At 64.2% G+C, this 22,809-nt stretch carries 22 protein-coding genes; 11 read left to right on the top strand and 11 right to left on the bottom strand.

Annotation, left to right across the window (positions count from 1 at the left end; genetic code table 11):
- Window positions 1-138 precede the first annotated feature (138 nt).
- Window positions 139-2,232: a S9 family peptidase gene (locus F3Y30_RS09025; protein WP_203426109.1), complete on the top strand. Its 2,094-nt coding sequence runs from the start codon at window positions 139-141 to the stop codon at window positions 2,230-2,232.
- A 216-nt stretch (window positions 2,233-2,448) separates the two neighbouring features.
- On the opposite strand, the gene F3Y30_RS09020 is transcribed toward F3Y30_RS09025, so the two are convergent.
- On the bottom strand, window positions 2,449-2,607 hold the full coding sequence (locus F3Y30_RS09020; RefSeq protein WP_203426108.1) for a hypothetical protein: 159 nt from the start codon (window positions 2,605-2,607) through the stop codon (window positions 2,449-2,451).
- Between the two features lie 125 nt (window positions 2,608-2,732).
- Complete coding sequence (locus tag F3Y30_RS09015; protein ID WP_203426107.1) at window positions 2,733-3,344, bottom strand: TetR/AcrR family transcriptional regulator; 612 nt, start codon at window positions 3,342-3,344, stop codon at window positions 2,733-2,735.
- A 227-nt stretch (window positions 3,345-3,571) separates the two neighbouring features.
- On the opposite strand from F3Y30_RS09015, the gene F3Y30_RS09010 reads away from it, so the two are divergent.
- The 3 genes from F3Y30_RS09010 to F3Y30_RS09000 all read left to right on the top strand — a co-directional run bounded on the left by F3Y30_RS09010 (window position 3,572) and on the right by F3Y30_RS09000 (window position 8,908).
- Window positions 3,572-4,528, top strand: a complete 957-nt coding sequence (locus F3Y30_RS09010) for a homocysteine S-methyltransferase family protein (RefSeq protein WP_203426106.1) — start codon at window positions 3,572-3,574, stop codon at window positions 4,526-4,528.
- Between the two features lie 214 nt (window positions 4,529-4,742).
- Window positions 4,743-6,254 carry a protein adenylyltransferase SelO gene (locus F3Y30_RS09005; protein WP_203426105.1) on the top strand — a complete coding sequence of 504 codons (1,512 nt, stop codon included), beginning with the start codon at window positions 4,743-4,745 and terminating at the stop codon, window positions 6,252-6,254.
- 317 nt (window positions 6,255-6,571) lie between these two features.
- The gene (locus tag F3Y30_RS09000; protein WP_203426104.1) at window positions 6,572-8,908 is read left to right on the top strand and encodes a glucose/quinate/shikimate family membrane-bound PQQ-dependent dehydrogenase; all 2,337 of its coding nucleotides are present in this window, start codon (window positions 6,572-6,574) and stop codon (window positions 8,906-8,908) included.
- Window positions 8,909-9,032: 124 nt separating this feature from the next.
- Here the strand turns inward: F3Y30_RS09000 and bla are convergent, their stop codons facing one another.
- Complete coding sequence (bla, locus tag F3Y30_RS08995; protein WP_203426103.1) at window positions 9,033-9,923, bottom strand: class A beta-lactamase; 891 nt, start codon at window positions 9,921-9,923, stop codon at window positions 9,033-9,035.
- Window positions 9,924-10,226: 303 nt separating this feature from the next.
- On the opposite strand from bla, the gene F3Y30_RS08990 reads away from it, so the two are divergent.
- Window positions 10,227-10,727 (top strand): GNAT family N-acetyltransferase, encoded by a 501-nt coding sequence (locus F3Y30_RS08990; protein WP_203426102.1) that lies wholly within the window; start codon window positions 10,227-10,229, stop codon window positions 10,725-10,727.
- A gap of 18 nt (window positions 10,728-10,745) precedes the next feature.
- Window positions 10,746-11,330, top strand: a complete 585-nt coding sequence (locus tag F3Y30_RS08985; protein ID WP_203426101.1) for a type 1 glutamine amidotransferase family protein — start codon at window positions 10,746-10,748, stop codon at window positions 11,328-11,330.
- 138 nt (window positions 11,331-11,468) lie between these two features.
- Here F3Y30_RS08985 and F3Y30_RS08980 read toward each other — a convergent pair whose 3' ends face one another.
- The 5 genes from F3Y30_RS08980 to F3Y30_RS08960 form a co-directional block, all read right to left on the bottom strand.
- Window positions 11,469-12,431 carry a hypothetical protein gene (locus F3Y30_RS08980; RefSeq protein ID WP_203426100.1) on the bottom strand — a complete coding sequence of 321 codons (963 nt, stop codon included), beginning with the start codon at window positions 12,429-12,431 and terminating at the stop codon, window positions 11,469-11,471.
- A 66-nt stretch (window positions 12,432-12,497) separates the two neighbouring features.
- On the bottom strand, window positions 12,498-13,235 hold the full coding sequence (locus F3Y30_RS08975; protein WP_203426099.1) for a hypothetical protein: 738 nt from the start codon (window positions 13,233-13,235) through the stop codon (window positions 12,498-12,500).
- 262 nt (window positions 13,236-13,497) lie between these two features.
- On the bottom strand, window positions 13,498-14,406 hold the full coding sequence (locus F3Y30_RS08970; RefSeq protein WP_203426098.1) for a cytochrome c: 909 nt from the start codon (window positions 14,404-14,406) through the stop codon (window positions 13,498-13,500).
- A 135-nt stretch (window positions 14,407-14,541) separates the two neighbouring features.
- Window positions 14,542-14,985 (bottom strand): cytochrome c, encoded by a 444-nt coding sequence (locus tag F3Y30_RS08965; protein WP_203426097.1) that lies wholly within the window; start codon window positions 14,983-14,985, stop codon window positions 14,542-14,544.
- 215 nt (window positions 14,986-15,200) lie between these two features.
- A complete protein-coding gene (locus tag F3Y30_RS08960) occupies window positions 15,201-15,836 on the bottom strand; it encodes a LysE family translocator (protein WP_203426096.1) in 636 nt (211 codons plus the stop codon).
- Between the two features lie 121 nt (window positions 15,837-15,957).
- On the opposite strand from F3Y30_RS08960, the gene F3Y30_RS08955 reads away from it, so the two are divergent.
- On the top strand, window positions 15,958-16,662 hold the full coding sequence (locus F3Y30_RS08955) for a YafY family protein (protein ID WP_203426095.1): 705 nt from the start codon (window positions 15,958-15,960) through the stop codon (window positions 16,660-16,662).
- 27 nt (window positions 16,663-16,689) lie between these two features.
- On the opposite strand, the gene F3Y30_RS08950 is transcribed toward F3Y30_RS08955, so the two are convergent.
- The gene (locus tag F3Y30_RS08950) at window positions 16,690-17,367 is read right to left on the bottom strand and encodes an amino acid racemase (RefSeq protein ID WP_246752920.1); all 678 of its coding nucleotides are present in this window, start codon (window positions 17,365-17,367) and stop codon (window positions 16,690-16,692) included.
- A 231-nt stretch (window positions 17,368-17,598) separates the two neighbouring features.
- On the bottom strand, window positions 17,599-18,201 hold the full coding sequence (locus F3Y30_RS08945; RefSeq protein WP_203426094.1) for a superoxide dismutase: 603 nt from the start codon (window positions 18,199-18,201) through the stop codon (window positions 17,599-17,601).
- A gap of 400 nt (window positions 18,202-18,601) precedes the next feature.
- Here F3Y30_RS08945 and F3Y30_RS08940 point away from each other — a divergent pair, with 400 nt between their 5' ends.
- On the top strand, window positions 18,602-19,018 hold the full coding sequence (locus F3Y30_RS08940) for a hypothetical protein (RefSeq protein ID WP_203426093.1): 417 nt from the start codon (window positions 18,602-18,604) through the stop codon (window positions 19,016-19,018).
- 17 nt (window positions 19,019-19,035) lie between these two features.
- Here F3Y30_RS08940 and F3Y30_RS08935 read toward each other — a convergent pair whose 3' ends face one another.
- Window positions 19,036-19,917, bottom strand: a complete 882-nt coding sequence (locus F3Y30_RS08935; protein WP_203426092.1) for a branched-chain amino acid aminotransferase — start codon at window positions 19,915-19,917, stop codon at window positions 19,036-19,038.
- A 242-nt stretch (window positions 19,918-20,159) separates the two neighbouring features.
- On the opposite strand from F3Y30_RS08935, the gene F3Y30_RS08930 reads away from it, so the two are divergent.
- The 3 genes from F3Y30_RS08930 (at window position 20,160) to tam (ending at window position 22,779) form a co-directional block, all read left to right on the top strand.
- Entirely contained in the window at window positions 20,160-21,200 is a 1,041-nt protein-coding gene (locus tag F3Y30_RS08930; protein WP_203426091.1) for a zinc-dependent alcohol dehydrogenase family protein, read from the top strand.
- A gap of 141 nt (window positions 21,201-21,341) precedes the next feature.
- Window positions 21,342-21,995, top strand: coding sequence for a haloacid dehalogenase type II (locus tag F3Y30_RS08925; RefSeq protein ID WP_203426090.1), 654 nt, complete (start codon window positions 21,342-21,344; stop codon window positions 21,993-21,995).
- 13 nt (window positions 21,996-22,008) lie between these two features.
- Window positions 22,009-22,779 (top strand): trans-aconitate 2-methyltransferase, encoded by a 771-nt coding sequence (gene tam / locus F3Y30_RS08920; RefSeq protein WP_203426089.1) that lies wholly within the window; start codon window positions 22,009-22,011, stop codon window positions 22,777-22,779.
- The last annotated feature ends 30 nt before the right edge of the window (window positions 22,780-22,809 follow it).

The raw sequence follows: 22,809 nt of genomic DNA, 5'->3' as shown, positions 1-22,809 counted from the left end.
CGCGCATTCTGATTCAATCGTGCCGCTGGCGGGCACCCGGATCTTCGGTAAGGGCGGCTCGCAGATTGCGCCTTGATGCGCACTCTGCGTCTCTCTATCTCTGTTGGCCTGACCCATACCGTTTTTCCGGAGTTCTCCTTGTCAGCCTTCAAGAACCTGCCTTCCGCCCCGATCGCAACGAAGAAGCCCGTGAGCGACACGCGGCACGGGATCACCCGGACCGACGACTACGCCTGGTTCCGCGCCGAGAACTGGCAGGCGATGTTCAAGGACACGTCCATTCTCGATCCGGAAATCCGCGCGCATCTCGAGGCCGAGAACGAGTATGTGATGGCGGCGATGGCCGATACCGAAGCGTTGCAGAAGACGCTTTTTGCCGAGATGCGCGGGCGCATCAAGGAGGACGACAGCTCCGTGCCGGTGAAGGACGGCGCCTATGCCTACGGCTCCTCCTTTGTCACCGGCGGCGAGCAGCCGCGCTATTTCCGCGAACCGCGCGACGGCGGCGAGCGCACGATCCTGCTCGACGGAGACAGGGAGGCCGAGGGCAAGGAGTACTTCCGCCTTGCCGGCATCAACCACACCACCGACCACACGCTCGGCATCTGGGGCTATGACGACAAGGGATCCGAGTACTTCACGCTTCGCGTGCGGGAACTCGAAAGCGGCAAGGACCGCGGCGACGTCATCGAGAACACCGGCGGCGACGGGGTCTGGGCGCCCGACGGCAAGAGCTTCTTCTATACGCTCCAGGACGAGAACCACCGCCCGTCGAAGATCTTCCACCACATTCTCGGCGAACCGCAGTCCAGCGACCGCCTCGTCTACGAGGAACACGACCCAGGGTTCTTCATGTCGGTCGGCGGCTCGCTGCTGGACGACTTCATCTACATCGACATCCATGACCACGAGACGAGTGAGTATCGCCTGCTCTCGACGAAGGACCTTCTGGCGGAACCGGCCATCGTCGCCCCGCGCCACACCGGGCTTGAATATTCGATGACGGAAGGCGGCGACGTCTTCTACATCCTGACCAATGCCGACGGCGCAAAGGACTTCAAGATCATGGAAGCGCCGGTGACGGCGCCCGAGCGCGAAAACTGGAAGGACGTGGTTCCGCATCGCCCGGGAACGCTGATCCTCAATCACATGGCCTTTGCCCGCCATCTCGTCTGGCTTGAGCGCCACGAGGGACTGCCGCGCATCATCGTGCGCGACCGCCGCAGCGGCGAGGAACACGAGATTGCATTCGCCGAGGAGGCCTATTCGCTGGGGCTCTCCGGGGCGGCGGAATACGACACCGACGTCATCCGCTTCTCCTACTCCTCCATGACGACGCCCTCGCAGCTTTTCGACTACGACATGACGACCCGCGCGCGCACGCTGCTGAAGACGCAGGAGGTCCCCTCCGGTCACGATCCGGCCGACTACGTGACGCGCCGCGTCTTCGCCCCCGCCTGGGACGGCGAGCGTGTTCCCGTCACCCTGCTCTATCGCAAGGACACGCCGCTCGACGGCTCGGCGCCCTGCCTGCTCTACGGCTACGGCGCCTACGGGATCAGCATTCCGGCCTCGTTCAACACCAACTGCCTGTCGCTTGCCGACCGGGGCTTCGTCTATGCGATCGCCCATATCCGCGGTGGCAAGGACAAGGGATTTGCCTGGTACGAAGACGGCAAGATGGAGAAAAAGACCAATACCTTCAAGGACTTCATCGCTGCCGCGGACTATCTGAATCAAGAGAAGTTCACGTCCTACGCGAAGATCGTCGCCGAGGGCGGGTCAGCAGGCGGCATGCTGATGGGGGCCATCGTCAACATGGCTCCGGAGAAGTTCGGCGGCATCATCGCGGCCGTGCCCTTCGTCGACGTGCTCAATACGATGCTGGACGACACCCTGCCACTGACCCCGCCGGAATGGGCGGAATGGGGCAATCCCATCGAGTCCCAGAAATTCTACGAGTTGATGGCCTCCTATTCGCCCTACGACAATGTGGGCGCAAAGGAGTATCCGCCGATCCTGGCGCTCTCGGGCCTCACGGACCCGCGCGTGACCTACTGGGAGCCGACGAAATGGGTGGCAAAGCTCAGGGAGCACGCCGCCGGCAGCGCGCCGATCCTGCTGCGCACCAACATGGGTGCGGGCCACGGCGGTGCCTCAGGACGCTTCCAGCGGCTCGAGGAGATCGCCTTCGAGTACGCGTTTGCCGTCAAGGTCGCAGAAAAGATGTGAGATCCCGGTTGGGAGAACGAGGTGCCCGTCCCTGCGGCTCTTTCGAGAGCCGTGAACGTCGCAACGGCGGGCACGTTTCCCGGGAACAGGCCTGGCGGCCTGCCTGAGAAGAGACGGCGTTCGAGGAGGTTTGAGCCTCAATCGAGGGCGGAAACGTGTCGTTCCGCTCTCAGGTCCCGGCTGCCCGGCACCGGTGGTAACTTCGGGGAGACGGCCTTACCGTCCCTGGCTCGGATCGAGATGACCGCCTTGCGTCGCGACAGTGCCGTCGCCGAGCAAGACAGCGTGACCGTCGACGCTCCAGGCTGCCGTCAGGGCCATCGAAAGCCCTAGAAAGACAAGCAACGCAAAGACTTCGGCGAGTGTCCGTTGCACAACCGTATCTCCTACCTTCAATAGGGGTAACCACAGAGGCTCCTGCGCATCGCAGTCATCGCCCCGGCCTGCATCTATGACGAAGGACGTAGGACATTTATTCGAAAGGCGCCGGTTGTTTCCTTCTACCGGCGCTCGAACAACAGCTTCACGAAGCCGCGGAAGACAAGGATCTGTTCGGCGAGAACGGCTGGTTCCTTCAGCGCCTTCGACATGACGATGCCACCTTCCAGCACAGTCGAAACCATGTCCGCCAGCTGGTCCACATCGATCTGCTCGCGCGGCTCGTGGACGGCCATGATCTCTTCGAACATGCCGCGGAAGCGCTTGCGCCAGATCAGCACGGCCCCGCGGTTGATATCCTGGATCGCCTTGTCGAAGAGCTGCTCGTTGTAGCAGCTCGTCGCGATCAGGCAGCCCGGGTGGCCGTTGGGGAGGTCCGAGAGGCGTTCGGCGAGAAGCTTGAGCCCAACGAGAAAGGACTGCAAAGGATCTTCCATCAGCTCGCGGGCGCGCCCGAAGACGTCGTCGAACACCTGCTCGTCGTCCTCAATGTAGCGCTGCATGAGCGCCTTGGCGAGTTCGGTCTTGTCACGGAAGTGATAGAAGAACCCGCTCTTGGTGATGCCGGTCACCGCGATCAGCTCCTCGATCGAGGTCGCGCCGAACCCCTTGGCCAGCACAGCCTCCTCGGCGGCATCAAGAATCCTGCCCCGCGTTTCCTCGCCCTTTCGCATGATCGCTCCTGTACCTTTGGTACGGTTTTCGAAGCGGGAAGAAACGGACCCTTCGGAATCCCTCTTCCGTCGTCAACTGCAACTCTCTGAAAGAGAACGGTAATTTAGAAATAAGCAATAAGTATACCGCAAGTCTTCTAGTTTCAAAGGCAATAAAACGGCACAAATACACCCATCCACCGACGCCATGGGCCGTCGGCGAAGGACCAACCGGGAGTGAACCGAAGATGAGCAAGTACAGAAGCAACCTGCCGCTCACCAAGGGCGGCACATTTCTGACCGACGGTGGACTGGAAACGACGCTGATCTTCCACGAAGGCGTTGAACTGCCGCATTTCGCTTCATTCGTGCTGCTGGCCACACGCGAGGGACGGCAGCAGCTGAAGGACTACTACCTGCGCTATCTCGACATTGCGGATGAGGCGGGGACCGGTTTCGTGCTCGACACGCCGACATGGCGGGCGAACGCCGACTGGGGCGACAAGCTCGGCTATAGCGACGTGGCGCTCAGGGCGGCGAACGAGGATGCGGTCGATCTCCTCACGGAGATCCGCGACGAACGCGAGAAGCCGGGCGCGCCGATCGTCGTCAACGGGGCCATCGGGCCGCGCGGCGACGGCTACAAGGCCGGCAACATGGAGGCCGACGAAGCGGAAGCCTATCACCTCGCCCAGATCAAGGCCTTCGCCGATTCCGGCGCCGACATGGTGACGGCCTTCACGCTCAACAACATCAACGAGGCGATCGGCGTCTCATGGGCTGCAAAGAAGGCGGGCATGCCTTGCGTGATCTCGTTCACGGTGGAGACCGACGGCAAGCTCGTGACCGGCACGACCATCGAGGAAGCGATCACGGCCGTCGACCGGGCGACCGGGAGCTATCCGCTCTACTACATGATCAACTGCGCGCATCCGAGCCATTTCGAGGAGGCGCTGGATCACGGCAGCGACTGGATCAAGCGGATCGGTGGCATTCGCGCCAACGCGTCAATGATGAGCCATGCCGAGCTCGACGAGAGCGAGACGCTCGATGCCGGAGATCCGATCGACCTCGGGCGGCGCTATAGCGACATGGTGAAGCGCATGCCGCAGTTGCGCGTGCTGGGCGGGTGCTGCGGAACCGACCATCGCCATATCGGCGCCATCTGCGAGGCCTGCCTGACACCGCGGGCGTTGAGCGCCTGACAGGGTAGCGGTTGCGAAGGCTCCACAGGGATCGCCGTGGCCAGGAAACCGGCGGTCGGAGCGGAGAGAACAGGAACGAGGCCCGTCCGGCAGGCGGGCCTCTCCCGTCTTTTCGGCCGGCGCAGTCCTTCTCTCCCCTTTCGCTCGCTTCCTTCAACCCTATCTTATAGGTTGGGCATACGGCGCCGCACCGGCGCGCAAAGGGCGAAGGCAGATGACCGAGGCAACGCGACGACTTCCCGACGAGGCAAAGGCACGGGTTGCCTTCGACAACAGCTATGCGCGGCTGCCGCAGAACTTTTTCGCACGCGTGGAGCCCACGCCCGTCGCCGCCCCGCAACTCGTCAAGTTCAACAGGGCGCTCGGCCTGGAACTTGGGCTCGACGTCGACGCGCTCGAGCGGGACGGTGCGGAGATCTTTTCCGGCAACGGCCTCCTTCCCGGCTCTGAACCTGTCGCGATGGCCTATGCCGGCCACCAGTTCGGCCAGTTCGTGCCGCAGCTCGGCGACGGGCGCGCAATCCTGCTCGGCGAGGTGATCGACCGCCAGGGGCAGAGGCGCGACATCCAGCTCAAGGGCGCAGGTCCCACCCCCTATTCCCGTCGCGGCGACGGGCGGGCGGCTCTCGGGCCGGTGCTTCGCGAATACATCGTCAGCGAGGCGATGCACGCACTCGGTATTCCGACGACGCGGGCGCTCGCGGCCGTCACCACGGGACAGCCGGTCTACCGCGAGACGATGCTCCCCGGCGCAGTCTTCACCCGGGTCGCCGCAAGCCATGTCAGGGTCGGGACGTTCCAGTTCTTCGCCGCGCGCGGCGATACGGAGAACACCCGGATACTCGTGGACTACGTCATTGACCGCCACTATCCGGAACTCAAGGGCCTCGAGCGGCCGGCGCTCGCGCTTCTCGACGCGGTGGCCGAACGGCAAGCGGCGCTTATCGCGCGCTGGCTCGGCGTCGGCTTCATCCACGGCGTCATGAACACGGACAACATGACGATCTCCGGCGAGACGATCGATTTCGGCCCCTGCGCCTTCATGGATACCTACGATCCGCGCACGGTCTATTCCTCCATCGACCAGATGGGCCGGTATGCCTATGGCAACCAGCCCTTGATCGGCCAATGGAACATCGCCCGGCTTGCCGAAACACTGCTGCCGCTGATCCACGACACGCCGGACGAGGCGGTCAATCTGGCGAACGACGCCGTGACCCGCTTCATGGACCGCTTCCAGGACAACTGGAGGCGCACGATCCGTACCAAACTCGGGCTCACGGAGGCGGAGGAAGACGGCGACACCGACCTCATCCGGGCCTACCTGGCCCTGCTCAGCGAGCAGAAGGCGGACTTCACCAATGCGTTTCGCGGGCTCACAGGCGCCGCGGCCGATGGCACGCCGGACCGCTTCCTGTCCGCCTTTGCCGAGCCCGGCGCGGCACTTGCCTGGTTCGAGGCCTGGCAGGCGCGGACGATCGCGCGCGGAACCGACGCGGGGAGTGCAAGGGCCGAGATCATGCGATCCGTCAACCCGGCGTTCATTCCGCGAAACCACCAGGTGGAGAGAGCGCTCGCGGCGGCGATCGAGCACGGCGACTACTCGCTGTTCGAGGCTCTGAACGACGTGCTCTCTCGGCCCTACGACGTCCAGCCCGCCTTTGCCTCCTATGGCGAGCCGCCGAAGGCCGGCGAAGAGGTTCTGCAGACCTTCTGCGGGACCTGACATTTTCGCCTCCGGCTCCTCCTGCCCATGAACTGCCCCGCCCTGTTACCGGATGACGGCGTCATCCGGTGCCCGCTTTGTTTTTGCAGGAACGGGGTTTTTGCAAGAACTGGTTGAACGTGTATCATCGCGTTCTGACCTCACTACGTGCACGTTTCGAACTAAAGGCCAATTCGACCTCAGACGACCCGGCATTTCCTCGCCGGCTGCTTGAAAACGCGATGGTTTAAGCGGGCACGGCAACCACGCCCTGCCCTCTCGGAATTGCGCTGTGCCGGGATTATCCGGCGGCGCCCGTTTGCTGGGAGACCGCTTTCATGCTGCTCATTCTCACTGCTCTCGTCTTCGCCCTCATCGGTGCGGCGCTCTTTGTCTGCGGCGCCTGGCTGATCGCGCTCGGCGGCAGCCCGTACTATGTGATCGTGGGTCTCGGCTTCCTGGTGACAGCGAGCCTCTTGTTCCTGCGGCGGCCCGCGGCGTTGTGGGTCTATGCGCTCGTCGTCATCGGATCGCTCGTCTGGGCCGTCTGGGAAGTGGGGTTCGACTGGTGGCAGCTCGGACCGCGCGGAGGCGTGATCGTGCTCCTCGGCCTGTGGCTGCTGCTGCCGGCGATCCGTCGGCCGCTCGGCTTCGTAAGCCCGACGGGCGCGCGCTATCCGGCACGCGCCCTGCCGGTCGCGGTCGCTTCGCTGGTTTCCGTCATCGTGGCCGGCTATGCCATGACGCAGGATCCCTCGAACATCGCCGGCGAGCTTCCGAAGGATGCGGTGATCGCGTCGCCGGCGCTCGGCGGCCAGGTGCCGGACGGCGAGTGGCACCAGTACGGGCGCACCGCTTTCGGCCAGCGCTATTCGCCGCTCACGCAGATCACCACCGACAACGTCGCGACCCTCAAGGAGGTCTGGCGCTACCAGACGGGCGACGTGAAGCTGCCCGACGATATCGTCGAGACGACCTACCAGGTGACGCCGCTCAAGATCGGAGACACGCTGTTCGTCTGCACACCGCATAACTGGGCGATCGCCATCGATGCGGGCTCGGGCAAGGAGAAGTGGAAGTACGATTCCAATCCCGGAATGAACCCGGACCGGCAGCACCAGACCTGCCGCGGCGTCACCTACTGGAAGGATCCGGCAGTGGCGCCTGGTACGGCCTGCGCCGAGAGGATCTACCTGCCGACCTCGGACGCCCGGCTGATCGCGCTCGACGCCGCGACCGGGGCGCTGTGCACGACCTTCGCGGACAATGGCGTGCTGCATCTGGAAACGGGCATGGAGTACAATCCGGCCGGGTACTACTACTCCACCTCGCCGCCGGTCGCCGTGGCCGGCAAGATCATCGTCGGGGGCGCGGTCAACGACAACTACTCCATCCACGAACAATCCGGCGTCATCCGCGCCTTCGACATCAATACCGGAGCGCTGATCTGGAATTGGGATTCAGGCAATCCGGACCAGACGACGCCGCTGCCGGAAGGCCAGCACTACACCACCAATTCGCCCAACACATGGTCCGTCTCGAGCTATGACGAGGAGCTTGGGTTGATCTTCGTGCCGCTCGGCAACAAGGTGCCGGACCAGCTCGGCATGGGCCGCAGCGAGCATGTGGAGAAGTACTCCTCCTCCATCGTCGCGCTCGACATCAACACCGGGCAGGTGCGCTGGGTGCGCCAGACCGTCCACCACGACCTGTGGGACATGGATATTCCCGCACAGCCTGCCCTCCTCGACATCACGAAGGAAGACGGCACGGTCGTTCCGGCGCTCGTCGGACCCACGAAGCAGGGCGACATCTACGTGCTGGACCGCCGGAGCGGCGAACCGCTGATCCCGATCACCGAGGTGCCCGCGCCCACAGGCACCATACCGGAGGACTTCAGCGCGCCCACGCAGCCGGTCTCGGGGCTCACCTTCATGCCGGAACCGCTGACGGAGAAGAACATGTGGGGCGTCACGATGTTCGACCAGCTCGCCTGCCGCATCGCCTTCCACCGCTACAAGTACGAGGGCCGCTATACGCCGCCTTCCCTGCAGGGCTCCATCATCTACCCCGGCAACTTCGGCACCTTCAACTGGGGTTCGGTCGCGGTCGATCCCGAACGGCAGGTCATGTTCGGCATGCCTGTCTACCTCGCCTTCGTCTCCAAGCTCGTGCCCCGCGACGAGATCCCGCCTAAGGGCGAGGGAGAGAAAGGCTCGGAACAGGGGCTCAACCGCAACGAAGGCGCGCCTTACGGCGTCTTCCTCAACCCCTTCCTGGGGCCGCTCGGCATTCCCTGCCAGGCGCCGCCATGGGGCTATGTCTCGGGCGCGGACCTCCGTACTGGCAAGATCGCCTACAAGCACAAGAACGGGACCGTCTACGACATGACCCCGCTTCCGCTGCCCTTCAAGGTGGGCGTGCCCGGCATCGGTGGACCGATGATCACCAAGGGTGGTGTCGCCTTCCTAGGCGCGGCAGTGGACGACTATGTCAGGGCTTACGACGTCACCACCGGGCGCCAGCTCTGGGAAGCCCGTCTTCCAGCCGGCGGCCAGTCGACACCGATGACCTACACGGTGGGTGACAAGCAGTATGTGGTGATCGTGGCAGGCGGCCATGGTTCGGTCGGAACCAAGCCGGGCGACTATGTGATCGCCTATGCACTGCCGTAGGCGCTGCCCGGTTTGCACGACCGAGGGATATGGGCCGGGATCGCAACCGCCGAAGGTGGTCGCCCGTAAATGAAAGCGGGCTGCTCCGGATCCACTTCCGTGGCCGGTTCCCGGTAGCTAGCTGCTAAAGGGTGAAACTGCCGATCAGTGCCCCTACCTCGGCGAAGACCGGATTCAGTTCCTTCACGGGGGCGGTCGCTTCGGCGATGTAGACTGCGATGACGACCGGTCCGCGGCCGGGCGGCCATGCGATGGCGATGTCGGATGCGGCTCCCGTGGCACTGGTGCCGGTCTTGTCGCCGGCCCGCCAGTCTTTCGGTAGCCCTGCCCGCAGCCGGGCATCTCCGGTCCGGGTCTCGACCATCCAGTCGACGAGCCGCTGGCGCGAGCTTTCGGACAGGACGTCGCCGAGCGCCAGCCGCCCGAGGGTCGCGAGCATCGCCTGGGGCGTCGTCGTATCCCGCGGATCGCCCTTTTTCGCCTCGTTGAGATCCGGCTCGATCCGGTCGAGCCGCGTCTCGGCATCTCCCGTCTCGCGCAGCCATTGGGTGAGTGCGGCCGGGCCGCCGATGACGTCGAGCAGGAGATTGCCGGCCGTGTTGTCGCTGAGCGTGATCGCCGCCTCGCAGATCCCTTCCAGCGTCATTCCCTCCTTGCCGGCGAATTTCTCGGTGATCGGGGAATAGGGTACGAGTGCGCCGTTTCCGTAGACGATGCGGCGGTCGAGCCTCTCCTTGCCCTCATCCGCACGCTTGAGCACGCAGGCGGCGGCCAGCGCCTTGAAGGTGGAGCACATGGCGAAGCGCTCGGACTCGCGGTGCCCGAAGCCGGCATCACCATCGAAGGCGCGCACGGCGACGCCGAGACGCCCGCCGGTCAACTTCTCCAGCTCACCGAGCCGCCGGGTGATGTCTTCTCCAGCCTCGGAGGCCTGCGGGAAACCGGGAAACAGCGCGGCGGAGGCCGCCGACGCCGAGGCGACCAGGACGGCCCGCCGGTTCAGGTGTGCTCGCATATGAACTCTCCTCGCAATTCTTTACCCCGCCGAATCAAAGATTTAGGGGAAAAATGTGGCCTCCGTGTGTGGCTCGCCCCGAGATTGCTGGAGTGGAATGCGCATGGGGCGTTCATCGAACCCCGTTGACAAGTTCGCGGATTCGGACAATATCGCCGCCATGATCAAGAACACGCACATCGCCGCAACGTATTTTTGGCTGTTCCTCTAGGGAGCGGCTGTTCGATCATATCCAACAAGCCGCCATCAGGCGGCTTTGTTGTTTCAGGCACCTGGTGGTCAAGAGAACCGAAGGAGCCTGAGATGCATACCACTGCCGCAATCGCCGAAAAGACGCCCCTCGACCGCCCGCCGGTGTTGACGATCCGTGCCGCGAGGCCGGGTGACCTGCAAGCGCTGATGAACATGATCGCGCTCCATGCCGAGTGCCACGGAGACAGCGCCCGCATCACGGCCGCCGCACTCGACCGCGATCTCTTCGGCACCACGCCATGGATCACCGCGCTGGTCGCGGAAGCGGGCAAGGACCTGATCGGCTACGCCATACTGGTCCCGATGTACCGCGCCATGGAAGGCCAGCGCGGCATGGAACTGCACCAGATCTTCGTGCGCGACAACCATCGGGGCACCGGCATCGGCCGCCATCTCGTCGCCCGCGCCCGCGAGCATGCCCGCATGGCCGGTTGCGGCTTCCTCTCGGTCAGCGCCGCCACCGGAAACTTCCAGGCGCACCGCTTCTACGAGCAATTGAACTTCAAGGCTGGTCCGGTCACCGGCATGCGCTATGTACAGTCGCTCGGATAAACCAAGCGGAGCAGAACAATGGCAAGACGGCTGGCGATCGGATTGACGGAGGGCTTCGCGGACTGGGAGTGCGGGCTGCTGATGGCCTCGGCACGGACGTTCTTCGGATTCGAAGTCATCGCGGCGACGCCCGGCGGCCAGCCCGTGACCTCCATGGGCGGCCTCGGCGTGTCCTCGACAGGCGTGCTGGAAAGTGTCACGCCTCTCGATTTCGACGCGCTGGTCCTCGCCGGCGGAACGATCTGGGAAACGCCTGCGGCACCGGAGCTCACCGCCTCGATACACGCCTTCCGCGACACCGGCCGGCCGATCGCCGCAATATGCGGCGCGACGCTGGCGCTGGCGCGCGCAGGCGTGCTCGACGATCGCGAGCATACGAGCAACGCACCGGACTTTCTTGCCGGCGCCGAGGGCTATAGCGGGCAGAAACTCTACCGTGAGGTTCCGCATGCTGTCTCGGACCGCAACGTCATCACCGCGCCGGGCACGGCGCCGATCACCTTTACCGCCGAGGTCTACCGGGCGCTCGGCTTCGAAGACGACCAGCTTTCGCACTACATCCGCCTTTATGGCGCCGAGCACCAGAGCGCGGCGGAGCGGTAGCGCGAAGGCGCGCATCTCCGCATTCCGGCGTCGCCGCGGGGTGCCGCGGCCCTTCGGATTCGCAAGGCATGGTTCAGGTCCCTGCGTGTCCGCGCGGCCTCTATCCGGTCTCCGGTGCTCATCTCCGGCAAACGTGCATCAGGGCAGCTTAGAGACGCACTCCTTCAGGCGCGCCTCTCCTCCCCATGTCTCGAAGGCGGCGGAGGCGGCGGTTGCCACCGATGACGCGGTGTATGGTGCCGCCATCTTCTCGCCGCGGAAGAAGATCCAGACAATCCTGGCCTCGTCGACGCCACCGAGGTAGCGGTGCTCGCGATCGTAAGGCAGATTTTCGCTGACCTTCTCGACGGAGCGCGCGAGAAATGGCGTGGCCTCGCCGACGCGCGGACCGAAGTCGCCGACGATGAACGGCACGGCCTTGCCCACTTTGGGATCGAAGGCGACGCCGAAGGTGCCGGCGCCCACCGACAATTCGCTGACGAGACTTGGACTGCGAACCACGGCACCGGCAATTTTGGTCGCGTCGATGTAGCGCGTCTGGTCGGCCTCGTCTGCGATCGTCGTGTCAGCAAGTGCCGTCGGGGAGACATAGAAACCGGAGCCGTCCGCCTGCTCCACTGGCTTCACGGGACGCACCGTGTGGCCACCGATGGACAAACTCTCCCTGGCGAGGACGCCGTACCACTTCATCGCGCCGACCGCCGGGTTCGTCCATCCGGCGCTCCTGATCCTGGCGTAGTCGGTCATGAACTTGCCTGTGCATACGGCATTGCTCGAGGAGCCGACATAGTGGCTGCCGTCCGGCAGGTAGACGTCCGCGGCATTGCAGAGGTGGAGGACCGCGCCACCAGCAACGTTGTCCCGGTGATACGCCTTGGCGTAACCGTCAAAGTTGATCATCATCCGGGCGCGGAACAGGACGGATCCATCGGAGATGGCGAAAGCCTTCTGGGAGGCAGTCTTCGTCGTGTGCGCGGCGTTGCTGAAATAGTCGATGGTCTTTTCCGACAGCGGACAGGCAGCGAACGCCTGAAGCGGCGAGAGGCCCGCCAAGACGAGCGCGGCGGCAAGATTTCGTCGTAGCGATGGTTTCTTCGGCATCTTCCCTTCTCCCTGGTGCGGCTGGAGCGGCGAACTGCCCCCAGCCCAATCTCCTGTATTGCTGATCTAATGGGCCTGAGCGGGCACCAGGCTCGTCTGAGTCGCACTGCCCGATCCCTCGGTGGTCGCACCAGTCGCCTTGCTGCCGGCGACCGCAGTTGCCGAGGCGAGCGCCTCGTTGATCTTGCTTTCTATGCTGGGCGGCATGCAGAGCTGGAGGTAGCCGCGGATCCGGGCATATGCAGCCGGCGTGGAATTGATCTTCGTCTTGTCCTTGTCCGTCTGATCGCGATAGGCGGCCTGAAGCTTGCTGACGATGCCGAAGATCGTGGCGGCGTTGACCCCGTAGAGGTAGCCGTTGGCAAGTACGTCGACATACTGGCTGGTGAGGCCGAATGCCTGTGTCGTGATCGCCATGGTCGCCTTTGACGCCGTCGTCGTCGCCAGCACGGCGTTTGTCAGCAGGCCAGCGGAATCAATTCCCCTGCGCAACCGGGTGCGTTCCTGATCGAGAACGAAAAGCTCCTTCAGGTAAACGTCGCACTGCTCGTCCACGAAATTGAAGCCGGCGAGCGTGGTCAGGTAGTGGACGTCGGCCGTGGTTGCCGTTCCATCCGCCATAGCGACCCGTCTGAGGCTCGCCATGATGTTCAGCTGGTTTTCCGTGGAGGCAACGACCACGTTCGGCGGCGGAAGTGGGTCTGGTCCGTAACGATGCTGCCAGCCTGCCGCCGACTCGGCACAACCGGACAGGCCCGCGAGGAGAAGCAAGAGGCAGTGAACGGTCGATACCCTGTTTCCCATCGCTCAATAACCCAGGATTGTTAACGCGTCATAAACCCTTATAGATTGCATTCGAATGATGCAAATTCATAATTGCACTAATCCACAATGCAATCATGTAGTGCATTCGTTTGAAATATGGAGAATGAGGATTGTTCGCGCGAAAACGCCCTGCCGCGCCGGGACGGCAAGGCGTCTTCACGGGTTCAGGAGGGACGGCGGGTGCGGCCCGCGGATGGCAACCGGCAGGCCGCAGCGCGATCCGGCGGCCTCCCCCTCGGCGTCAATGCGCCGGAATTGCCTTGAGATAGGCGGCGATCGCCTCGCGGTCCTCGGCGGGGAGCTTCGCCATGTTCTTCTGCACCTCGACCATCGAACCGCCGACGCTGTCGTAGTCCGGGGTGAAGCCGGTTTCGAGGTAGGTAACGATGTCTCCCTCGCTCCACGCGCGGAGACCTTTTTCGCCCGGCGTGATGTTGGGGATCCGACCCTGGCCCTCGGGGTTCGGGGCGCCGGCGAGCCATTCGGCCGTCTTCAACCCGCCGAGTTCGTCACGGGGCGTGTGACATTCGCCGCAATGGCCCGGCCCTTCCACCAGGTACTGGCCACGCTTCAGCCTGTCGTCGGCATCGGCGAGCACCACTCGGGGCGCATCGTTCAGGTAGAGAAACTTCCAGCCGCCCAGCGCAAGACGGACATTGAACGGGAACGGCAGATCGTGCGGCGGCGCGACGTTCGCGCTTTTCGGAAGGGTCCGGATATAGGCGAAGAGATCGTTGACGTCAGAAGGCGTCATGCGGGCGTAGGACGCATAGGGGAAGGAGGGATAGAGGTGCTCCCCTTCCCGCCCGACGCCGCGTTTCATGGCGTTGCCGAACTCGGCGAGCGACCAGCCGCCGATACCGGCAGTCTCATCCGGGGAGATGTTCGGCACGTGGAAGGTCCCGAAAGGGCTCTTCAGCGCCATACCGCCGGAAAGCACGAGCTTCTCGCCCTCGGGTGCCCCCGGGGCCGCGTGACAGCTGACGCAGCCGCCCTCCGAAAACACCCTTTCGCCGTTGGCGAGATCCGGCTCGCCGAGGTTCGCCCAGGTTTCCTCGGGCATGGGGTCCGGCGCCGTCAGCAGCAGGAACGTTCCCGTGCCGACGACACACAGCGCCAGCGCAGCGCCGACGACGATACTGAATCTCATGGGCGTGTCTCCCCTCGCCGCACCTCGGCACCATCAATGCGATGGCGTCACGACCATCGATGCGCGAGGTCCACGCGCCGCCGGGCGGACCACGTGGAACCTTGCGCTTCCATCAGGGCTAGAACGGCCTACCGGTCACTTCTTGATCCGGTAGGCCTCATGACAGCCGCTGCAATTGGCGCCGAGCGTCTTCACCGCTGCGGCGACACCTGCCTGATCGGCCGGCATGGCCGCGAGCACCGCGTCGGCATCCGCCGAGAACTTGAGGGATTTCGCCTTGAAGTCATCCATGCTCTGCCAGATCTTCGGGCTCGCCTCGGTTTCCGCTCCGGTCTCCGACCCGACAGGAAACAGGTCGGGGAAGGCCTTGCCCGCCTTGCTGAAGGTGGTCAGCGAAGCCTTCACGACCTCGGCGTCGTAGGGCTTCTCGCCCTTGGTTATCGCCACGAGTGCGCCCATTGCCTGGCCGACCCCCTTCATCATCTGCTGGCGGACGGCCTGTGGTTCGTCGGCGGCGCTGGCAATGGTCACAGCGGCCACTGCAAAGGCGGCGGCTGCCGCGATTGTCTTCACGTTCATGGATCACTCCCGGAATTGCTGTGCCGGAAGACAGATCCGGCAGCGTGGTTCGCGGCCGCATGATTACACTTTGCCCGATCCGGGAAAGTAACATTTATTTGAAGTTAGAAGGTGTTAAACCCGTCCTTCGCCGGAAAATCGGCCACATTCGCGCGACGCTGCCGCCGACTGCGGCGACAGGCCCGCATTGCAAACAGCCAGAAAAACCTCGCCCTTCAGCCGGCATACCACCCTCGCCACAGCGTAAGCGCCGCGACGGCGATCAGCAGGAGGCCGGCGATCCGGCCAATGAGCCGGGTCACGGCGGGGCGGCCGACAAGCGCATCCCGCCCCCTGCCCGCGGCCAGCGCCAGGCTGCCGTAGACCGCAAGCTGAGTCGCCCAGATCATCAGCACCATGACGCCCGCCTGGCGCCATACGGGGCCGAATTCCGGACGGAGAAACTGCGGGAAGACGGCGAGCATGAAGAGATAGGCCTTGGGATTCATCAGGCTGGTGAATGCCCCCTGCCGGAATCGCATCCATGTCGCCTGCGTCTCCAGTGCGTCGACGCTGCCGACGGTGATCGAACTTCTCGCCAGCGTCCAGCCAACCCAGGCGACGTAGAGCGCGCCGGCGACGAGCAGCACGTCGAAGAGCTGCGGCACGTAGCGCAGCAACATGCCGACCCCAAGGGCCGCGTAGGCCGTGTGGAACAGCCCGCCCGCCATGATGCCGAAGGTGGCGGAAAGCCCGGCGCGCCGCCCCCCTGAAAGCGAGCTCGCGAGGACGAAGATCATATCCATGCCCGGCACAACGATGATGCCGGCAAGGAGAAGGAAGAACAGCCAGAGATTTTCTGCGTATGTCATGTCAGTTGTCCATCGTGTTCAAGGCGGATCGCTTTCTTCCTGCCTTGTTTTTCAATCGCTTGGTCCCTGCTATACTGAAGCCCAACTGACAGCGATGTGTCAGTAGCGTTGGGAGAAAGCGATGCGGAAGGCCTCGCGCCTGTTCGAGATCATCCAGATCCTGCGGCTTGCCCGCCACCCGATAACCGCGGCCGAGATCGCCGGGCGCATGGAGGTGACGGTGCGATCGATCTACCGCGATATCGCCGCGCTGCAGGCGATGCGCGTGCCGATCGAAGGCGAGCGCGGGATCGGCTACATCCTGCGTCCCGGGTTCGACCTCCCGCCGCTGATGTTTTCGATCGAGGAGACGGAGGCGGTCGTGCTGGCGCTCGCGCTTTTGGAGCGCACGGGCGACGTCGAACTCAAGGAGGCGGCCAAGCGGGTCGGAGCGAAGATCGCCGGAGCGGTGCCTCCGCCGTTGCGCCAGACCCTGTCGGCCAGGGCACTCCATGCCTGGGGCACCGTGCAGCCCGCGCCTGAAGGCATCGACCTTTCCCGGGTACGCCGGGCGATCCGTGAGGAGGAGAAGCTGGTCCTCGACTACAGAGATGAGCTTGGCAGGGCGAGCGAGCGCACCATCCGACCGCTGGCGCTGATCTACTATTCGCAAAGCGCCAACATCGTCGCCTGGTGCGAGCTCAGGCAGGCGATCCGCAACTTCCGCGCCGATCGGGTGGAGAATTGCGACCCCGCAGGCACCTGGTTCCGAGGGGAAGGCGACCGCTTGCGGGAACTCTGGATATCCGGCTGGAAGGTTGATCCCGGCCCGGCGATCCCGGGCTGACCGTGGGCAACCGGCGGGAGCCCTCGCTCAGTGTGCAGCGTTCTCCAGTGCCCAGTCGATCGCTGCTTCGGCGTGGAGCGTGGTCGCATCGAAGGCGGGCATCGGGTAGGCATCCGTATCCAGGAGAAGCGGAAGCTCCGTGCAGCCGACGATGACGGCCTGCACATCCCGCCTTGCAAGGTCGCTTGCGATCTGCAGCAGCGTCAGCCGCGAGGCCTCGCGCACCACGCCGAGAGTCAGTTCGTCGACGATGATCCGATGGAGCGCCCTGCGCTGGTCCTCCGGCGGGGTCAGCACCTCGAGACCATGCCGATAGCGCAGGCGATCGACGAAGAAGGCCATCTCCATGGTGTAGCGCGTCCCGAGGAGGCCGACACGCGTGATCCCCGACGCTCGGATCGCCTCCGCCGTGGGATCGGCGAGATGCAGCAGGGGGATTCGAAGCGATGCCTCCACCCGCTCGGCGACCGCATGGCCGGTGACTGCCGTGATCATCACGAAATCGGCGCCCGCCCTGTCCAGCCGCTCCGCGGCCTGCGCCAGCTTGTCGCCAAGCAGATACCAGTGCCCGCCCGAAGCCAGCGCATTGAGCTCGTCGAAATCGAGGGTCAGTAGCAGAGATCGCGCATTGTGGTGCCCGCCCAGGCGTCGCTGGGCGGCGGTGTTCAGCAGGCGATAGTAGAGCGCGCTGGACTCCCAGCTCATCCCCCGATCAGCCCGATCAGCTTGGTCTGGCGAGCAGTCATGATCCCCCCACAGGCGCATCGACCACAGTCACGCACGGCAATTGAGCAGCCATTCTTTCGCCGGGTCAAGGGGCGTTCAATTTCGACCCGGACAAGGCCAGCGCCGGTGGGATCGAGGGCGCCGGGGCGAACGAAAAAGTCCCGGCCGTTTCCGGCCGGGACTCGCATGGAACAGCGCTGTGCGCGAAGATTACTTCGTCGCTGCTTCGTACATCTCGAGGACATAGTCCCAGTTGATCAGGCTGTCGACGAAGGCTTCGAGGTACTTCGGACGGGCGTTGCGGTAGTCGATGTAGTAGGAGTGCTCCCAGACGTCGACGCCGAGGATCGGCGAAGCGCCGTGAACGAGCGGGTTCTCGCCGTTCGGGGTCTTGGAGATTTCCAGCTTGCCGTTCTTAACCGAGAGCCAGGCCCAGCCCGAACCGAACTGCGTCGTGCCGGCAGCAACGAAGTCGGCCTTGAACTTGTCATAGCCGCCGAGGTCGGAGTTGACAGCCGCTTCCAGCTTGCCCGGCAGCGACTTGCCGCCGCCGCCCTTCTTCATCCACTTCCAGAAATGGATGTGGTTGTAGTGCTGGCCGGCATTGTTGAAGAGACCCTGGTTGGTGCCGTAGGACTTCTTGACGATCTCCTCGAGCGAAAGGTTCGCCAGGCCCGCTTCTTCCGCAAGCTTGTTGCCGTTGTCGACGTAGGCCTTGTGGTGCTTGTCGTGGTGATACTCGAGCGTTTCCTTCGACATGAAGGGCGCGAGCGCATCGTAATCGTAAGGCAGAGGCGGGAGTTCGAAGGCCATAGTGGTATCTCCTCTTGGCGGCGGAATGTTCTCAATGAAATGGTTCACAGCGCCGCGCTTCCGTCCGGCCACGCGGTCGCGCTGTAACAGCTTGAATTGGCGCATAATTCCCAATAGTGGCGTCGCCGCATCAAGTCCTTATGCACAGCGGAACATAGGGGCGGTCGGCGGTGCAGGCAACTGCCGGCTTGCCAATTTTTTCGCAGGCTTAGGAAAATCCTTCTCCGCACGAACGACCCGGTGCCCGCCACGGAACGGACATGGTCTGGTGCATGGTGAAGGCCGTTCCGGCACGCATGCAGCGATGCCGCGGCTTTGCGCGTTCCGCCTCTCGTCAAGGTACCCGATCGGGAGCCGGATGTCCGGCGGGACGCATGAGGAAATATCGAAAGGTAAGGCCATGCCCCGCGTCCATCTCATCCTTCCGCTCGTCCTGTCCGCCACTCTGACGCCGGGTATCGTCGCAGCCGCCACGCCCGACGCCTGGGAGGCCTTCCGCGCCGATGTCCGCAAGCAATGCCTCGCCTCGCTGCCCGAAAAGCTCAAGGGCGAGACCGTCTACGTCGATCCTACCGGCACCGAAAGCAAGGGCGTCGCACTCGTTTCCGGGCGCCCGGCGAAGGCCGGAGAGCGCGTCACCTACATCTGCCTCTACGACAAGCAGAAGAAGACCGTCGAATTCAGCGGACAGATCGGCCCGGAATTCGTGCGCGTGCTCAACGACCGGCAGCGCGAGGCTTTCCTTGCCAAGAAGAAGGACAAGCAGGGCACGGCCGCCACGGCTGCGCCGGGCAGCGCCGACGACGAAGCCGAATAGCGTGGCCGCGAGACGCCTTACGCGTCTCCGTCCGAGCGGGCCCAGTCGAAATAGAGGTCGCGGGCCTTTGCGGTGACCGGACCGGGCTGGAGATCCCGATCCTCGAGCCGCGTGACGGGCACGACCTTGGAATAGTTGCCCGAGGTGAAGATCTCGTCCGCCGTCTCGAAATCGGAGACTGTAAGTGTCGTCTCGATCACTTCGAAGCCCGCGGATTTGAGGAGACCGATCACGCGGGCGCGGGTGATGCCTGCCAGGAACGTGCGGTTTGCAGCGGGCGTGAAGATGACGCCATCCTTCACCATGAAGACGTTCGAGGAGCCCGTCTCGGCGACGTTTCCGAGCATGTCGCGCACGAGCGCGTTGTCGAAGCCGCGCTTCTTGGCCTCGAGCATGATGCGGCCGTTGTTCGGGTAGAGGCAGCCGGCCTTGGCGTCGGTCGGCATGCATTCGATGGTCGGGCGGCGGAAAGGCGAAACGGTGAGCGAGTTACCGCCATGGGCGTTGCCCATCGGCGCCTCGAAGAGGCAAAGCGCGAAACGGGTCGATTCCGGATCGGCGGGGACGACGCCAAAGGCGCCATGCTCGGCCCAGTACATCGGCTTGACGTAGATCGCGGTCTTGCCGTCGAACTTCTCGACGCCTTCCCAGGTTAGCGATTCGATTTCCTCGGCGCTCATCGTAGCCTTCAGTCCGAGGGCCTCGGCGGAGCGGTTCACGCGCTGGCAATGAAGATCGAGATCGGGCGCGATGCCATCGAACCAGCGGGCGCCGTCAAACACGGTCGAGGCCAGCCACATGGCATGAGACGTCGGACCGATCAGCTTCGGATTGCCGGAAAGCCATTCGCCGTCCACGAAGGTCCAGGTTTCGGTGCGCGGGGAAGTATCGACTGCCATCTCTTTTCTCCTTTTTAGGCCCATGAACGCCCTCGGAGCGGGCAGGTCAAGCCGGAAATCGCTTCCCGCAACGGGCAGGACTTGTCCACTCAAGATGTTGAATGGGTACATAAGGTAATGTCATGCGTAATAGGACGATGCGTCTGGCATGCTTCAGCGCCGCTTCGGGGAACAGGCGGGCCACCCCGGGCTGCCCTGCCCCGCCGTTGCACAGAGCACATACCACTGAGGAGAGACCGCCGATGAAAGCCATGTATTACGAAGCCTTTGGTGCCAGGCCGGAGATCCGCACGCTTGCCGATCCCACGCCCGGCGACGGCGGCGTGGTGATCAAGGTCGAGGCGACGGGGCTCTGCCGCAGCGACTGGCACGGCTGGATGGGCCATGATCCCGACATCCGCCTGCCGCACGTGCCGGGACACGAGCTTGCCGGCACGATCGTCGCGGCCGGCCGGAACGTGACGCGCTACAGGGTGGGCGAGCGGGTGACCGTGCCCTTCGTCTCGGGCTGCGGCCATTGCGGCGAGTGCCGCTCGGGCAACCAGCAGGTCTGCGTGGAGCAGTTCCAGCCGGGCTTCACCCATTGGGGTTCGTTTGCCGAATACGTGGCTCTCGACTATGCCGATCACAATCTGGTGCACCTGCCCGAAAACGTCAGCTTCGCCACGGCGGCAAGCCTCGGATGCCGCTTCGCCACCTCGTTTCGCGCCGTCTGCGACCAGGCAAAGGTGAAGGGCGGCGAATGGGTGGCAGTCCACGGCTGCGGCGGCGTGGGTCTCTCGGCGATCATGATCGCGGCAGCCCTCGGGGCAAACCCGATCGCCATCGACATCTCTGAGGAAAAGCTCGCCTTCGCCCGCACGATGGGCGCCGTGGCGACGGTGAACGGCCGCGAAGCCGCGGACGTGGCCGAAGCGGTGCGCGAGATCACCGGGGGAGGTGCGCACGCCTCGATCGACGCGCTGGGCTCGCCGGTGACCTGCTTCAACTCGATCAAAAACCTTCGCCGGCGGGGACGCCACGTCCAGGTCGGCCTGATGCTCGGCGAGCAGTCAACGCCGCAGATTCCGATGGCCCAGGTCATCGGCAACGAACTGGAGATCTATGGCAGCCACGGCATGCAGGCCTGGCGCTACGATGCCATGCTCGCGATGATGGCGGAGGGCAAGCTTCAGCCGGAAAGGCTGATCGGCCGCGAAATCAGCCTGGAAGAGGCGGTCCCGGCACTGATGGCGATGGACGGTGCCAGCGATCTCGGCATCAGCGTCATCACGCGGTTCTGAGGCACGCGAACAGCGCGACTTTGCGCGCTTGCCACCTCTCATCCGTTGGTCTTGTTGTGCGACGCACAGAAAATTGACATGATCGGGGAGCAAGCGCCTAATGTTTTGGTTTCATAGCGCTTTCCGGAAGGAATTAAGGTCGTGTCCTACGCCGCCTATGTGTTCGATGCCTATGGCACGCTCTTCGACGTGCACGCCGCCGTTCGCCGCCATGCCGGTGACGTCGGACCGGACTATCAGCGATTCTCCGAGATGTGGCGGGCAAAGCAGCTCGAATACTCCTGGACGCGGGCGCTGATGGGCGCCTACGTCGACTTCTGGCAGCTGACGGAACAGGCGCTCGACTATACCTTCCGGCGCACGACGAGCGTGGATCCGGCTCTCAGGACCAGGCTTCTGGAAGCCTACTGGAAGCTCGACTGCTACCCGGAAGTGCCGACCGTGCTGAAGAGCCTGAAGGCGCATGGGGCGCGGATTGCCATCCTTTCCAACGGTTCGCCGGCAATGCTGAAATCCGCGGTCACCAATGCCGCACTCGATACTGTTATCGACGACATCTTTTCGGTCGACGCACTGAAGACCTACAAGACGGCGCCTGCCGTCTACGACCTGGTCACCACCAGCTACCGGCTTTATCCCAATGCGGTCTCGTTCCAGTCGTCGAACCGGTGGGATGTGGCGGGTGCAACGCGATTCGGATTCCGGACCGTCTGGATCAACCGCTCCGACATGCCGGACGAGTATTCCGATCTCGTCCCCTCCCTGATCCTGCCGTCGCTCGAGGCACTCGTATGAAAGGAGCCGGATCATGGTCTGGTCCGCCGAACAGTATGTGAAGTTCGAGGGCGAGCGCACCCGCGCGGCGCGTGACCTCCTGGCGCAGGTGCCGCCGCTGCCGGCGGGACCCGTCTACGATCTCGGCTGCGGCCCCGGAAATTCGACGGAGCTGCTTGTGCGGCGCTTCGAGGACCACACGGTGATCGGCGTCGACAGCGACGCCAACATGCTGGATGCCGCCCGCAAGCGCCTGCCGGGCACGCCCTTCGAACAGGGCGACCTTTCCGTGTGGTCGCCGCCCTCGCCTGCGGCGCTCTTCTATGCCAACGCGGTGTTCCAGTGGGTGCCGGAGCACATTGCCGCCTTCAAGCGGCTGTTCAAGGCGCTCGTACCGGGTGGCGTCCTTGCCGTCCAGATGCCCGACAACCGCGGCGAACCGAACCACGTGCTGATGGACGAGACGACGGTCGATTCACGCTGGTCGGGCTTCTTCGCCGAAAACCATCCGAGGCGGCCACCCCTCCCCAGTCCTCGCCAGTACTACGACGCGCTCGCGGACGGGGCTGCGCATGTCGACATCTGGCACACCGTCTACAACCATCCGATGGCCGATACGGCGGCGATCGTCGAATGGATGAAGGGTACCGGTATCCGCCCCTATCTCGACCGCTTGCCGCCCGAGGAGCAGGCACCCTTTCTCGAGAGCTATCGGAAGAGGCTCGTGAGCGCCTACCCGCCGTTGGCGGACGGGCGGGTTCTCCTGCGCTTTCCCCGCCTGTTCATCATCGCCGTGAGGGCCTGAACGCGCTCCCCGGCCCGCCTGCGGACGGGT

This window comes from Sinorhizobium sp. BG8 (genome assembly GCF_016864555.1).
In the GTDB taxonomy this organism is placed as follows: domain Bacteria; phylum Pseudomonadota; class Alphaproteobacteria; order Rhizobiales; family Rhizobiaceae; genus BG8.
Note: the sequence above shows the minus strand (reverse complement) of the source record. Positions and strands in the feature narration are given on the sequence as shown.